This window comes from Mesorhizobium sp. ES1-6 (genome assembly GCF_020164775.1).
In the GTDB taxonomy this organism is placed as follows: Bacteria; Pseudomonadota; Alphaproteobacteria; order Rhizobiales; family Rhizobiaceae; genus Mesorhizobium.
This window is the reverse complement of sequence record NZ_JAIUGU010000004.1, coordinates 457,274-471,465: the sequence shown is the minus strand read 5'-3', so window position 1 is coordinate 471,465 and position 14,192 is coordinate 457,274. Positions and strand designations below refer to the sequence as shown.

The following is a 14,192-nucleotide window of genomic DNA, read 5'->3' as shown; positions in this document are numbered from 1 at the left end:
AATCAAGGCGCTATTTCTTGACATAGAGCATCTTGTCCTTCGACTTGAAGTCCAGCATGTGGCCATAGGGCCCGGTGACGCCGTCGCCTTGCTCGTACTTGCGGATCATGTCCTTGTTGACTTCGAGCTGACCGAGCACGAAGAATTCGGGATCGTTGGCGGGCCGTGTCTTGTCGAAAGGCGTCGCCAGCTGCTCGCCGGGCTTCACCGGCCGCACGATGTGCGGCGTCACGATCACGACCAATTCGGTCTCTTCCTTCTGGCTGCTCGAATTGCGAAACAGCGTGCCGATCACAGGTACCTGGCCCAGCCACGGCACCTGGTTCTGAAGCTTGGTGGTCTTGCTTGACAGGAGCCCACCGACCGCGAAGCTCTGGCCGTCGCGCAGTTCCACGACGGTTTCCAATTTGCGGTTGGTGAAGATCGGATCGCCTGCGGTTGTGAAGCCGGTCAGGTCGCTGACCTCAGGCGCCAGCTGGATGTGGATCTTGTCGTCGGCGAGCACGACCGGCGTGAACAGAAGATTGACGCCGAATTGCTTGTACTCGATCTGGATCTCGCCATCCTTGTTGACGCTGCGGATCGGGACCTGTCCCCCCGCGTTGAAGCTGGCCGGCTCGCCGGAAAGCGTGGTCAGGTTTGGTTCAGCCAGCGTGCGCACCACGCCCTTGGCCTCCAGCGCCTCGATGATCAGGTCCACCTTGATGTTGCTGTCGATGACGCGGGTGATCAGCGCTGCGAACGGATTGGTGTTGGACAGCAGGCCACTGACAAGGTCGCCGGCCCCGAGTTCCGCGCCGTCCTTGTCCACGGTGGCAATACCAGTTCCGACCCGAGTTGTGCCTCGGCTGTTCGTGCTCTTGATCGACACGCCAAGATCACGGCCGGCATTGCGCTTGGCTTCCAGCACGCGCACTTCGAGATTGACCTGCTGGCTGTCGTCGACTGTGACGGCATTGATGATGGCATCGGGACCATATTGCTGCGCCACTTCCATGATGGCCGCCAGCGTCGCGCCGTCCTTGACATGACCGCCAAGCCGAACCCGTCCATTGACCGAGCCGATCTCGATACGCGACCTTGGCGAAACCTGGCGGATTGCCGCCGCCATGTCGCTCACGTCGACGCCGACCTCGATCTGCAGGGCGCCGAGCGAGCGCTTGTCGGTGGAAAACAGGTTGACCGTGGTGGTGCCGGCGCCCTTGCCGATGACATAGAGGGTACGGTCGGTCATCGGCTGCGCATCGGCGATCTTCTCGTCGCCGACGACGATGTCGCCCAGATTGGCGCTCACCTGGATTGTCACCGATTGCGACATCGGCAGGAAAATCCGATGCACGCTGGGGGTCGACACGTCGATGAAACGGTCGGCCGCCTTGGCCCCGAGGCTCGATAGCACTACCGTCGCTATACAGGACAACGCGGCGGCCGCTATCCTCCAAAAACCCTGCATCCCCGTCTCCCCAATTGCTGCCGGCGGCAGCCCCCCTTTTATTAGCCGTAGCTTATCATGGTTGTCGCGGCACGTCATATGTCTCGAGCTTCACGCCTCGAAAAACCCCGACCGTCGCCCGCGCCGGTGGCTCAGGCTGCACATATTTGACGACTTCCTTGACTGCTTGCTGCGGTGCGGCCGTCACCACGACCGGAGCGGGCTTGACCTTCCCCAGCTCGTCAAGGCGGCTTCCGACTCGTTCAACAGCCTGGGTTAGCCCTGCAATCTTGTCGTCCGCACGCTTGCGCTCTTCGGCCGCCGCCGCTTCCTCGGCTGCTTTCTTGTCCAGTTCGGCCTGCCTTTTGGCAACGTCGTCGGGCGTTTCGCCGGTCAGATCGGAAAGCGTTACCCGTTCGGTAGTTTCGCCCTTGCTGGCGGCGGCCTGGCGCAGCGCCAGGGACAATTGGCCGGCGCCAGCCGCCAAGGTCAGCTTCTGCGCATCCTTGGTACTAGCCTCCAGGGTCACCGACTTCACGACTGTCGGGCTATCCTTGCTCACATCGGCCACCTGGTCGATCGCGAGCACCTTCATGCTCTGCAGCAGTACGTCGACGAAACTCCGGTCCGCGCCGTCATCGCCGCGCACGCTGCGGGTCAGCAGCACGTCCACACGATCGCCAGGGAAGACGAAACCCGCAACGCCGAGAACGTCGTTCACCCTGATGGAAACGGCCTTCATGCCTTCGCCGAGCACTGCCGAAAGCGTGGCGCGCTGGCCAGGTCCAGTAATCTTGCTGGCCAGGACAGGTTCGTTGGCACTAATGGTTTGAAGAGCCTGCCTCGTGCCTTCGCCTGCCAAGGCTTCCTTCGTTGTCTTGAAGGCGCCGGTTGGAACCGCGCCTGCCGGCCAAGCCACTTCGCGCAATTTATCCGCGGTGAGCGTGTCGCCGAACTTCAGCGGCATTGCCGCCACGACGACCGTACTACCTTGAACGAGGCCCGTTTGCGCCATGGCACTACGCTGGCCGGCCAGCCAGATATTGACCAGCACAACTGCCAGAACGCCGAACACGCCGGCGAGGACGATCATGATAAGCGTATTGGCGCGCATGCCCAAAGCCCCAAGCCCCAGCGCGGGATTCGCCCGCTGCGATTGGATTCAGGCCCGGCTCGAACGAGCCGGGCCTGAATGTACTCAGGCGATCAGGTGCCGACGCCCGTAGATGCGACGCAGGTGCCAGTCCCCTTGTCGAGTGCGGTGCAGAGATCCGAGAAACGAGCGTTTACCCAGGCACCAATGGCGATGACTGTCAGGATCGATGCAACGGCGATAATGCCGATAAGGATGGAATATTCGACCATGGCAGCGCCGTTTTCATCGTCGCGGAACTGCCGGGTCATCGTCATGAGCTTGTTCATGTCAATTTCTCCCTTTGGAGGTTACAACCCGACGAGACAGAGCACGGGATGAAATCCATACCCAAGCATCCCCCGTCATCTCGATCCTAGGTCCCGAGAAAACACGGAGTCAAACCGGATTAACGGTTCCTTAACTTTCCAATACATGAACCTGCGAGTAGAATCCGCTCCTGAAAACCAGCAAGAGCTTGATTCGTCTGATTTTTCAAGCGCCCTTAACCATTCGTTCACAATTATGCGTCCTAGCTAATGAAGGTAGTCGTACTTTAGCAATCTAGCATATCCCTTTATATCTAAGGGGTTACGGCCGGTCCTAGGGTGGATTCCCATGCCTGCTGTCGCCGGGCGCAGAGGACGCTTTAAAGTCTAGATCCCGCTTCTGCGTCCGAGGCTGATAAGCGGCGAATAAAAACGATATTCTTTTCCGCTGGCTCTTAACTATGTTGAAAGTATTGACCAGGGGCGGATCGTTCGGGCGCTTGTGCCCCGGGTGGTTAACGTTTAGTTTCCACTAATATAAGGTTTAGGGGAGCATACGGGATTATGCTGGGGCGGTTCATCAAGGGGCAAGGCGCCCAGCCGGGCGTGGCAAACGCGGAGACGCTGACAGTTCTGCCTGTCGCTCCCGCCCTTTCTCCAGCAGCCGATATCGAATCCCACGGCGACGCTTTCCTGACGCTCAAGGTCGAAATCCATCGCCATCTGATCGATAGGTTCAACCTGACCGCGCTCGAAAGTGCTTCCAAGGATGAGATCCTGAACGAGATCCGTCCCATTGTGCGCGAGTTCGTTCGCGGCCGAAACGTACCGTTGAATGCGCGCGAACTCGATCAACTGACCAGCGACACGGCGGACGAAATGCTCGGACTGGGGCCGATCGAGCCTTTGCTCAAGGACGAATCCATCACGGATATCCTGATCAACACCCACAAGCGCGTTTTCATCGAGCGGCGTGGCATCGTCGAGGAAACGCCAATCCGGTTTCGGGATGAGGCGCATCTGCTGCGCGTCATCAACAAGATCGTTTCGGCTATCGGCAGGCGTGTCGATGAATCGTCGCCGATGGTCGATGCGCGGCTGGAAGACGGCTCTCGCGTCAACATCGCGGTGCGGCCGATTTCGGTGGATGGCCCGCTGGTGTCGATCCGTAAATTCTCGAAGAACCCCTATTCGCTCGAGCGTTTGATGGCATTCAATTCGATCCGGCCGCCGATGATCGAATTGCTGCGGATCGCCGTCCAGGCGCGCAAATCGATCCTGGTTTCGGGCGGCACCGGCAGCGGCAAGACGACGTTGCTTAATGCCTTGTCGAGCTACATACCCTCGAAGGAACGGCTGATCACCATCGAGGATGCGGCCGAACTGCAATTGCAGCAGCCGCATGTCGGCCGGCTGGAGACGCGCCCGCCCAATGTCGAGGGCAGGGGCGAGGTGCGCCAGCGCGAATTGCTGAAAAACGCGCTGCGCATGCGGCCGGACCGCATCATCGTCGGCGAGGTGCGCGGCGAGGAAGCCTTCGACATGCTGCAGGCCATGAACACTGGCCATGAGGGGTCGATGACCACCATCCACGCCAACACGCCGCGCGATGCGATATCGCGGCTGGAACAGATGGTCGGCATGGCCGGAATGCCGATGACGCATGAGTCAATCCGGGCGCAGATTGCCTCCGCCATCGATATTATCGTGCAGACACAGCGTCTTTCGGACGGCGGCCGGCGTGTCACCTCCATATCGGAGCTGACTGGCATGGAGGGCAATGTCGTCCAGCTTCAGGAGATCTATCATTTCGTCCGCCGTGAGGTCACAGCCGAGGGCAAGGTCATCGGAGACTTTCGCGCAACGGGTGTCCGTCCGCGCTTCGCTCCGGAGGCCGCGACGCTTGGCCATCACTTTGCCAAGGACGCCTTCAACCCGCAGGTTGCCCTCTGATGCTGACTGGTCAAGCTCTGCTGTATTTCATCTATATGCTGGCGGCAGCCTCGGTCATTCTCACCGGCGAAGCCCTTTATCTTTCATTTGCCGGCCGCCGCTCCCGGTCTCTGGCAGTTAATCGTCGATTGAAGCGGCTCGCCGGCGAGGTTCCGGCCGAACAAACGTTGCAGGGGTTGCTGCGAGAACGCGGCCTCACGGACTCCGGCGACTTTCTTTTTGGACTGGTCTGGCTGAACAGGCTCTATACCCAATCCGGTATCACCGGAAATCCATTGACTTTCGCTGCGACATTTCTGCTTGCAGGGCTGGCGATGGCGTTGCTGCTGTTACTCTTCAATTCTTCCGCTTTGGCGTCACTTCTTATCTTTCTGATCTTGGGGCTTGTCCTGCCACTTGTCGTCCTCCGGCGCGCCCGCAACAAACGAATCCGGAAGTTTGCCAAGCAACTGCCGGATGCGCTCGACATGATCGTTCGTTCGCTGCGCGCCGGACATCCAGCTTCCGTGGCAGTTGGTCTCGTCGCCCGAGAAATGCCCGATCCGCTCGGCACCGAGTTCGGCATCGTCTCCGATGAAATCACCTTTGGCCTCAGCATCGAGCAGGCGGTGCGAAAGCTTTCGCAGCGTGTCGGATTCGAGGGCCTTCAGCTGCTGTCGGTATCGCTGTCGATCCAGGCCAAGACGGGCGGCAATTTGACCGAAATTCTGACCAATCTTTCCTCGGTCCTGCGTGAACGGCAGAAATTGCGAATGAAAATCAAGGCGCTTTCGGCCGAAGGTCGCGTCTCCGCGTGGATCATCTCCTTGTTTCCTGTTGTGATGTTCTTCACGCTTCAAATCCTGGCCCCGGCCTACTACGGCGGTGTCTGGGGCAACCCGCTCGTTTTCCCGATACTTCTGCTCTTTGGTTTGTGGGCGCTGCTTGGCGACTTCATCATGTACCGGATGGTTACTTTCGATTTCTGACTGGGAGCGACGAACAAATTGTTTTCGAACATTCAGGACCTGGGCTTCTTGGTGTCCATTGCCGTCTTTGTGGCGGCGATGTCCCTTTTCCTGTTCGGTGCGCTTGTCTTTTTACCGGCCCTTCAAACACGAAAGCTCGTCGCGCAGAGCCTCAAAAGCGAAGGAATGACCGATCGCCGCTCGATGCTCGGACAAGACCAGCTTGCCAAGCTTGCCGCGCAACGGCCGGTCGAGGCGTACTTCAAGTCGGTCGAGAAGGAGCGGGAAGAGCCGAACGCCTTGGAAGCGAAACTGTTTCGCGCCGGCTTTTATAAATCGAGCGCACCGCTGATTTATACGTTGTCCCGCCTTGTCGCGGTCTGCGTCGGTTTTCTGGCGATGTATGCACTCCTGTCGCGGGTTCTGCCGCCGCAACTGCCCGGTTTCATCACTCTTGCCGGTTCTGCCCTGTTCGGCCTTGCCACCATGGTGATTCCCTCGATTCTGCTCGACCGTTTCGAGAACAGCCAGAAACAGATCTATCGTCGAGCCTTCCCCGACTTCATGGACATGATGATCACCTGCGCCGATGCCGGTATGAGCTTGGAGGGGGCAGTCGAACGCGTCAGCCAGGAAATGGCCGCCACCCACAAATGGCTGGGCATCCAGCTGTCGATCATGAATTTGCAGCTGCGTGCTGGCAAGCCGTTGCGGGAAGCGCTGCGCGAACTTTCAGATCGCATCGGGCTTGACGAGGCGCGGGCACTGGCTGTCCTGTTCCGTCAATCGGAAGAACTCGGCACCAGCCTCACCGATGCCTTGCGTGTTTATAGCGCCGAGATGCGTGGGCAAAGGATTCTGAGTGCGGAGGAACGCGCCAACTCTCTTCCCGTCAAAATGATGATCCCGCTGGGCCTGTGCATCTTCCCGGTCGTCATGATGGTTATCATGTTGCCGGTGATCATCCGGATGAAGGGCATTTTCTTCTAAATGGGTATATGCTTTGATTCTAAAATAGAGTCGCAGGACTCTTGGGGGATAAAAATGACAGGGCCAATGCGCCTCGCAACCGTCGTCGCTGCCAGTCTGCTGATGGCGGCGCTTGCCGGCTGTCAGACAAACGCCGTGGACGCCACTGGCGGTGTCGTGCGCACCAACGAGCCCTCGAAAGGTGACGTGACCTCCTTCGGCGATGCATTCGACGGGTTGAAGACTGTCGGCGACGTCGAATACTACGCTTCGGACCAAGCCGTCGCGGAGGCCAAGAACCAGTTTCGCGCCGAAAACTACGGCAATTCCGGCGCCTTGTTCTTCAAGGCGACGCAGCTTGCGCCCAATGACGGCGGCGCATGGATGGGCTTGGCGGCTTCCTGCGACCGCATCCACCGCTTCGACCTTGCCGATCGCGCCTATGGCAGGGCGTTCAAGTTGATGGGACCGTCGCCCGAATATTACAACAATGTCGGCTATTCCTATCTGCTGCGCGGCAGGCTGCAGGACGCTCGCGGCAATTTCCTCAAGGCCTATGAGTTGGCGCCCAACGATCCGACCGTAGCCAACAATCTGAAACTGCTCTCGTCAAGCGTGCAAAACATCGAGCGCTGAACGTGCTGCTGACCGAAGCGATAGTGCTGAAGCTACTGGCCGCGGCCCTGCTCGCGCGGATCGCCTGGCTCGACTTTACCACCCAGAAAATATCCAACCGCGACGTGCTGCTGCTGCTCTGCCTCGGGCTCGGATCGCTCCTGCTTGTGTCGCTTCAATCCGCATCGTGGTGGGATATGGGCTTGAGCGCGGTGGCCGGCCTGTTGCTGTTTCTGGCGCTCTTCCCATTCTGGTTGCTGCGCAAGATCGGTGCCGGCGATGTCAAGTTGCTGGCGGTCGTGCCGCTTCTGATCGGCGGTAGTGGGTTGACGATATTTTCGCTGCTGCTGCTGGTTTTTGCCCTGGCCACGGCCCTGGTCGTGAAGAACCCGCTGCTGCTGCCTCAAAGTGCCTTCCGCGTCTACGTCCAGCATCTCGACAAGAGAGGCGTGGTGCCTTTCGGCGTGCCGATCTCGGCGGCCGCGATCTGCACGATAGCGCTGCAGATCTACTGGAGTTTTGTCCTGGCCAACAGCTCCGGAATCCTTGGCCAGCTCAATTAGCTCCTCGTTGCTGCGATGCCGCTCGGCGTTACGGTCCGACGATCTTGTAAGCACACGTCCAAATCGTAGAAACGATAGCGATTTCGTGCCACGACAGGGTGGTTGCGGACAGGCCACAACGGCCCGCCTCCACCGAGTTCCGAAAGCGAGCGGAAACATGGCTCGGGTCCGCACGAAATATTACGTGACGGAACGTCTGGGCCGCCAGTTTATTTGGCCATGGAGCCGGGTCGCCTCGGGCAAATCCCCGAGTAGATGGGATGCGGCGCCTCACCAACAGAGAGAGACAGATTTATGCCCGATCCGAGAGACCCCGATCCCAACCGCGACGTGCCCATGCCGGCTCCCAATTGGAAGCCCAAGCCGATCGGCGAACCGGAGCCGGAAGAATTGCCCGATGAGGCGCCGTTACCCAATCCTGACGAAAACGAAGAGCCCCCGATGCATGCGATCGGCTGAGCGGAAGCCGACCGTCATTTGGTCATTCCTCGTCGAAGCGGCCGCCTTCCCTGGAGGGATCGCGTGAAAGGACCGCCTCCTCGACATCGTCGGGCAATGCCTCGTCGCTTTCCTGGTAGGCGTTGTCGTCATCTTCCTCGGGCAATTCGCCGTCAGCCTCGTCTTCCACCTCGACGTCGTCGGGAAGGATTTTCGCACCTGCCAGGGCGTCCCAGTCCTGCTGCTCGATTACGGGACCTTCCGTTGCAGCCGGGTCGTCACTCTGAACCGCGGGTTGTTCTGTTTTGCGGGGGGCCATCGTCGTTCTCCGAATCGTCGTTCCCCGAGTCCGGGGAGTTTGCCCCGGATCGCCTGAGGCGCCCGGGGCAACAGCTCGCCAGCTAGGCGGCCTGTTCCAGGGCACGCTCGTTGACGCCGCCCTCGCCAAGGCTGGAAAGCGCCTCGTCGGTCGCCGTCTCCTCCTCCAGGGTTTGATTGAGGAGTTTGACCACGTCGCTCTTGCCGAGCTGTTCGGCCCAGGCGATCAGCGTCCCGTAACGCGCGATCTCATAATGCTCGACGGCCTGCGCTGCGCCAACCAGCCCGGCGTCCAGCGCCGGGGCGCCCTTGTATTCCTCGAGGATTTCCGAACCTTCCTCGAGAATGCCGTCGATGGCGGGACAGGTCTTGCCCCGGGCCGGCTTGTCGAGAAGCTCGAAGACCTGTTCGAGCCGATCGACCTGGCCCTCGGTCTCCGCCAGATGTTTCTGGAACGCCGCGACAAGATCCTCGGATTCGGCGCCCTTCGCCATTTTCGGCAGCGCCTTCAGGATTTTCTTCTCGGCGTAATAGATGTCCTTCAGCCCGTCGAGGAACAGGGCTTCAAGATCTTTCGTTGCCGCTTTCTTCGCAGTCGCCATGATTGTCTTCTCCAATTGTCGTGAAGCTCACCAGCGCGGTGTAGCTGGGGCACAACTTGCTATCGTGGCGGTTGTTCCAACCGCCTCGCAAACAGGCTGCCGCCAGCTCGCCGAGCGCGCCCGCGGGGCGAACTTCCTCACCGGATCTGCCGCATGGTGCACTGGCGCGGCGCCTTGTCCGGCCGCCAGCGCAGCAGCTTGGTGCCATGGCGGAACCTGTTGCCGGTGACGTGATCGAAGCGGACCTCGACCACAAGCTCCGGCCGCAGGGGCTCCCATTCGCCGCTGCGTTCGGTGCTCCAGCGGCTCGGTCCCCCCGGTGCCTTGCCGGTGAAACCGGGTCCGCCTCGTAACTTCTCCAGCGTTCGGGTGACGCCGGCCCGGTCATCCCTGCCGATGGTCGAGGTAAAGCCGACATGGTCGAGTTTGCCGCCCTCATCGTAGAGGCCGAGCAGCAGCGAGCCGACCTCCTTACTGCCGGTCAGATAGCGAAATCCGCCGACCACGCAGTCGGCCGTTCGCAGCCGTTTGACCTTGACCATCGCGCGTTCCCCCGGCCGGTAGGGGTCGGCCAGCAATTTGGCGACCACGCCGTCGGTGGGACCGTGGCCGGCACCCTCCAGCCAGCGCCTGGCCGCAGCTGGATCGGTCGCGCTGGGCGAGAGCCGCAAGCCAGGCTCGGCGCAATCCCGAACGAACCCCTCGACCGCCCGGCGGCGGCGCGACAACGGCTCGCCAAGCAGGCTCGTGCCGCCCGGCGCGGCCAGCATGTCGAACAGGATCAGCCGGGCCGGCGTTTGCGCGCTCAGCTTGCGTATGCGGCTTTCGGCCGGGTGAAGCCGCATCTGCAGCGCGTCGAAGGAAAGCTGGCCTTCGAGTTCGATGACGATTTCGCCGTCCACAACGAAGTTGCGGGCCTCGACCTGCCGCAGCATGGCGACGAGTTCGGGGAAGTAACGGCCGAGGGGTTTGCCGGATTTGGCGCGCAAATCAACGTCCCTGTCGCCTTTGAAGGCGAGGCAGCGAAAGCCGTCCCATTTGGGTTCGTATTGCCAAAGGCCTTCCCCTTCCGGCAGCGCATCGGCGGCCTTTGCCTCCATGGGAGGCGTGTCCAGGGGAAGGGCAAAGCTGTCCGTCATTGGCTCTACCATGGCTCTCCGGGGCGTTGCGCCCGCACGATGCGCCGCGGCGGCTTCAGGCGCCGAGATCGATCAAAGCCACCCCGAATTCGGCCCGTTTGCGGCGGCGCAGGTGGACCGGCGCTTCCACCACCGTGATTTCCAATGTCGGCAGAACGGTGCCCTCGAGGAGATGACCGCCTCTCGTCGTGCCATCGCTCAAGCCAAGTACAGTGTGGACATGAAGACTTGGTTTGCCGTCATCGCCCGTGGCAACGTCGCCGATCGCGCTTAAGACCTCGCATTGTTGCTCGACCGGGATTTTTCGATAGTTCTTTGCCTCCAGGTCGAACCAGCCCACGATAGCCCGTTGGAACGCGCCTATCGCCGTCAGGGAAGCGCTGCCGATCTTCTGGTCCACCGCGAAGCTGGTCAGCGCCGAAAATGCCTCTTCGCCCGGGTCGAGCACCACCACGAATGTCCGTTGGCCGTTCGCCTCGTTGATGCGTCGCGATTTCATGGCGGCGTCCGATCCTGGAGGTCGTTCAATGGGCGTGGTGTTCGGCGTTCCTTTTGCGCGTCGCCGCCGCCTTCTTTGCCGATTCGGATCGGCTGGCGGCCGATCGGGAAGCCGACGCCTTGCCGCCGGTCTTGCCACCCTTGTGCGCCGCTGGATGACCGGTGTGCTTGCCGCGCCCGGAGCCGCCTTCTTTCTTGCCGCCACCATCGTCCTTGTTGACCGTCGCCCATGCGCGTCGCTCGGCTTCCTTGTCGGAGACGCCGCGCTTCTCATAGCCTTCGGCGATATGGTCGGCCTTGCGTTCCTGCTTGTCGGTGTACTTGGATTTCTCGCCTCGGGGCATGATCGTTTCTCCTTCTCGATGGAGGTTGAACGTCAGGTTAGCGCCAGGGTTCCAACGCGGGCGGCGAACCGGCCGTTCCTGACATCGCCCAGGACCGTGGCCGGCTGTTACGCCTCGGGCGCCGTCGCGGGTGCCGTGTAGCGCCGGCGGACAGCATCCAGAACCCGCTTGCGGCTCTCCTCGGCCGAGAGCTTGCTGTCCTTTTCCGCCTCGGCGGTTTCGCGGGCGAGGTCCTTATCCCTGATCTGCTGCCGGAACCATTTCGAATAGTCGCCCGCGCGCAGATGAAACTCCCAGGTCTTGTCGTCTATGCCTTCGGCCATCTGGGCAAAGATCATCAGGTTGTGGGCCCTCAGGTTCATCGCGTCGTCGGGACCACGGAAATAGAAGCTGCCGGTCTCGTCGAGCTGGCCCTCGGCATATTTGCGGCTATGGCGCTTGAGCGACTGGCGAGGTTCGATCACCTTGACCGTCTTGATTTTCTTGCCCGCTCCCGGCCGCCAGAACAGAACCCGGTAGCCCTTCGGGGTGGGAATGTCCTTGGGCGCCTCGATGCCGGTCTCGCGGCAGAAGGCCTTCACCACGTCCTTCGCCTTCGGGCCAAGGGCGATGACGGCCGTAACCAGACGCAGGGCGTCGGTCGAAATCGCTTCGGGATGGACGGTGATCAGGATCGTGCCCGGCAGTTCCAGGGAGAGCACCGAGCGCGTGTCGTCGCGCCGCTTCGGAAGAAGATGGTGCGCCTCGTCGATGACCAGCCAATGCGGCCTTGCGGTGCGGCGGCGGAAGCTGCCGAGGCCAGGCAGCAGGTCGGCAAAGAAATCGGGCCGTTCGTTGACACGCAGCGCCAGCCCGTTGACGACGACATTGCTGTCGGCCTTGGCGATCAGATCCAGCACCTGCGCCTTTGTCGGCGCGCTCGATCCGTCCCCCAGCCGAACGGCACCCTCGAGGCCATCATAGTCGCCCTCGGGGTCGAAGACGCAAAACTGGAACCGGCTCTCGACGAAGCGTTCCGTCAGTGCCGTGGCCAGCGTGGATTTGCCGATGCCCGAACTGCCGGCGATGAGCACGGTTTCGGTTGGCGACAGATAGATGTCATCGCCACCCGACGATCCCAGGACAATGCCGTCATGACGCTTCGGCACAATCCCGTGGTCGCGCTTGATGAGCTTGTCGATCAGTTCCTCGACGCCTTTGCCGCGTGCGCCGCGCGTGACCAGGTTTGCGGTGCTCTTGACCGCGGGAATGGCATTGTCGACCGCAACGCTGCAGCCGCAGGCCTGCAGGAAGGCATGATCGTTCTCGGCGTCGCCCACACCCACCACATTGTGCGGCGACAGGCGAAGTTCCTCGAGCGCGGCCGCCAGCCCGGTGGCTTTGTTGACGCCGCTCGGCAGGATCATCACCGCGCCTTTGTTGAAGATGATTTCGAGTTCGAGCCCCATCTTCTTGATGACGTCGAGCACGGTCGCCTGATGTGGCTCCCAGGTGGCGACGATCGACCGTCCCACCGAAAGCGGCTTCACCCCCTGCTTTTTCAGTCCGGCGACGAATTTGGGCTCCGGCGACGGCGAGATCACCCGCTCCTCTTCGCTCGCCGGCGTGTAGATCAGGGCGCCGTTCTCGGCGACGACCTTGTCGAACAGGCCGATCTCGGGAAACACGCGCTTGAGGTCGGGCAATTCGCGTCCGGTCACCAGAAGCAGTTTGCGGCCGCTTTTCTTGAACCGCTCCAGCGCGGCGAGCGTCTTCCCTGAAACAGTCCCGTCATGCGCGAGCGTTCCGTCATAATCCGTCGCCAGGGCAATGAAATACATTGCGCCGACCTCAATAGCCGCCGACGATCGGCAGGATTTCGCCGGTGATGTAACTCGAGCAATGCGCAGAGGCGAGGAACACATAGGCGGGAGCCAGTTCCTCCGGTTGTGCCGGCCGTTTCATCGGCGTGTCGGCGCCGAATTTCGAGACGTCGTCGGCTTCCTTGTCGGACGGATTGAGCGGCGTCCACACCGGACCGGGCGCGACCGCGTTCACCCGGATGCCCTTGGCGATGAGATTGCCCGAAAGCGCACGGGTGAAGGCATGGATGCCGCCCTTGGTCATCGAATAGTCGACCAACTGCTTCGAGCCGTCTATGCCCGTAACCGAACCGGTGTTGACGATCGCCGAACCCGGCTTCATGTGCGGCACGGCTTCCTGCGCCATATGGAAATAGCCGTAGAGATTGGTCTTCAGCGTCGTGTCGAAATGTTCTTCGGTCAGGTCGCCGAAGTCGCTGGAATGGATCTGGAAGGCGGCGTTGTTGACCAGCACGTCGATGCGGCCGAATGTCTTGACCGTGGCCGCCACGGCATCGTGGCAATCCTGCCGTTCGCTGACGTCGGCCTTTATCAGAATGCAGCGCCGGCCTTCTTTTTCGACGGCGGATTTCGTCTCTTCGGCGTCCCTGTCCTCGGCCAGGTAGACGATCGCGATGTCGGCGCCTTCGCGGGCGAACAAAACCGCCACCGCGCGGCCGATGCCTGAATCGCCGCCTGTGATGAGGGCCACCTTATCCTCGAGTTTGCGCGATCCGAGATAATAGGGCGCATCATAGAGCGGGGCTGGCTCGATCGCCCATTCGTGCCCGGGTTTGGCGTGATGCTGCTTGGGAAAGGGTGGCTCGGGATAGGCCCGCGCGCCAGCCTGCATGGCGTGCTCGACCTTGCCATTGCGCTTGGCTTTGTCCTTGGCATCGATGCCGCGCTGGATATGGCGCTGCTTGGCGGCTTCACCGCCCGTTTGTGACTTCGTCTGCATGGTCTTGACCTCGGCTAAAGAGAGTTCACGCGCGGCAGACGACGGGTCTGCGCGACGCATAGGCAGTCAGGGGTATCGCCGCACGCCCTTGTCAGTCCTTGACGTAGGCGCCGGGTTGGCGGCCCGACCTTGGAGCCTTCGCGTCCTTCGAATGCTCGGAGATCGCCGGGC

The 14,192-nt window shown here is 61.3% G+C and carries 16 protein-coding genes; 6 read left to right on the top strand and 10 right to left on the bottom strand.

Annotated elements, in window-relative coordinates; translation table 11 throughout:
* Nucleotides 1-10: 10 nt before the first annotated feature.
* The 3 genes from LB564_RS14290 to LB564_RS14280 form a co-directional block, all read right to left on the bottom strand.
* Nucleotides 11-1,453, bottom strand: coding sequence for a type II and III secretion system protein family protein (locus LB564_RS14290; RefSeq protein ID WP_224538604.1), 1,443 nt, complete (start codon nt 1,451-1,453; stop codon nt 11-13).
* Between the two features lie 55 nt (nt 1,454-1,508).
* Nucleotides 1,509-2,546, bottom strand: coding sequence for a Flp pilus assembly protein CpaB (gene cpaB, locus LB564_RS14285; RefSeq protein ID WP_140705162.1), 1,038 nt, complete (start codon nt 2,544-2,546; stop codon nt 1,509-1,511).
* 92 nt (nt 2,547-2,638) lie between these two features.
* Complete coding sequence (locus LB564_RS14280) at nt 2,639-2,854, bottom strand: Flp family type IVb pilin (RefSeq protein ID WP_140705164.1); 216 nt, start codon at nt 2,852-2,854, stop codon at nt 2,639-2,641.
* A gap of 543 nt (nt 2,855-3,397) precedes the next feature.
* On the opposite strand from LB564_RS14280, the gene LB564_RS14275 reads away from it, so the two are divergent.
* The 6 genes from LB564_RS14275 (at nt 3,398) to LB564_RS14250 (ending at nt 8,339) form a co-directional block, all read left to right on the top strand.
* On the top strand, nt 3,398-4,786 hold the full coding sequence (locus LB564_RS14275; RefSeq protein ID WP_224538601.1) for a CpaF family protein: 1,389 nt from the start codon (nt 3,398-3,400) through the stop codon (nt 4,784-4,786).
* Entirely contained in the window at nt 4,786-5,754 is a 969-nt protein-coding gene (locus tag LB564_RS14270) for a type II secretion system F family protein (protein ID WP_140705168.1), read from the top strand. Before LB564_RS14275 ends, LB564_RS14270 begins: the two co-directional genes overlap by 1 nt.
* 18 nt (nt 5,755-5,772) lie before the next feature.
* Entirely contained in the window at nt 5,773-6,723 is a 951-nt protein-coding gene (locus LB564_RS14265) for a type II secretion system F family protein (protein ID WP_140705170.1), read from the top strand.
* Between the two features lie 54 nt (nt 6,724-6,777).
* Complete coding sequence (locus LB564_RS14260; protein WP_224538598.1) at nt 6,778-7,338, top strand: tetratricopeptide repeat protein; 561 nt, start codon at nt 6,778-6,780, stop codon at nt 7,336-7,338.
* A 2-nt stretch (nt 7,339-7,340) separates the two neighbouring features.
* Nucleotides 7,341-7,880, top strand: a complete 540-nt coding sequence (locus LB564_RS14255; protein WP_224538596.1) for a prepilin peptidase — start codon at nt 7,341-7,343, stop codon at nt 7,878-7,880.
* Nucleotides 7,881-8,174: 294 nt separating this feature from the next.
* Nucleotides 8,175-8,339, top strand: a complete 165-nt coding sequence (locus LB564_RS14250; protein ID WP_224538593.1) for a hypothetical protein — start codon at nt 8,175-8,177, stop codon at nt 8,337-8,339.
* A 22-nt stretch (nt 8,340-8,361) separates the two neighbouring features.
* Here LB564_RS14250 and LB564_RS14245 read toward each other — a convergent pair whose 3' ends face one another.
* The 7 genes from LB564_RS14245 to LB564_RS14215 all read right to left on the bottom strand — a co-directional run bounded on the left by LB564_RS14245 (nt 8,362) and on the right by LB564_RS14215 (nt 14,021).
* Nucleotides 8,362-8,637 (bottom strand): hypothetical protein, encoded by a 276-nt coding sequence (locus LB564_RS14245; RefSeq protein WP_224538591.1) that lies wholly within the window; start codon nt 8,635-8,637, stop codon nt 8,362-8,364.
* A gap of 82 nt (nt 8,638-8,719) precedes the next feature.
* The gene (locus LB564_RS14240; protein ID WP_140705178.1) at nt 8,720-9,238 is read right to left on the bottom strand and encodes a ferritin-like domain-containing protein; all 519 of its coding nucleotides are present in this window, start codon (nt 9,236-9,238) and stop codon (nt 8,720-8,722) included.
* 137 nt (nt 9,239-9,375) lie between these two features.
* Complete coding sequence (locus tag LB564_RS14235; RefSeq protein WP_411910157.1) at nt 9,376-10,389, bottom strand: ATP-dependent DNA ligase; 1,014 nt, start codon at nt 10,387-10,389, stop codon at nt 9,376-9,378.
* A 43-nt stretch (nt 10,390-10,432) separates the two neighbouring features.
* Complete coding sequence (locus LB564_RS14230) at nt 10,433-10,876, bottom strand: PPC domain-containing DNA-binding protein (RefSeq protein WP_224538586.1); 444 nt, start codon at nt 10,874-10,876, stop codon at nt 10,433-10,435.
* A gap of 25 nt (nt 10,877-10,901) precedes the next feature.
* Entirely contained in the window at nt 10,902-11,219 is a 318-nt protein-coding gene (locus LB564_RS14225; protein ID WP_224538584.1) for a plasmid stabilization protein, read from the bottom strand.
* A gap of 107 nt (nt 11,220-11,326) precedes the next feature.
* On the bottom strand, nt 11,327-13,039 hold the full coding sequence (locus tag LB564_RS14220) for an HAD family hydrolase (protein WP_224538581.1): 1,713 nt from the start codon (nt 13,037-13,039) through the stop codon (nt 11,327-11,329).
* A 10-nt stretch (nt 13,040-13,049) separates the two neighbouring features.
* The gene (locus LB564_RS14215) at nt 13,050-14,021 is read right to left on the bottom strand and encodes an SDR family oxidoreductase (protein ID WP_140705188.1); all 972 of its coding nucleotides are present in this window, start codon (nt 14,019-14,021) and stop codon (nt 13,050-13,052) included.
* Nucleotides 14,022-14,192: the final 171 nt, after the last annotated feature.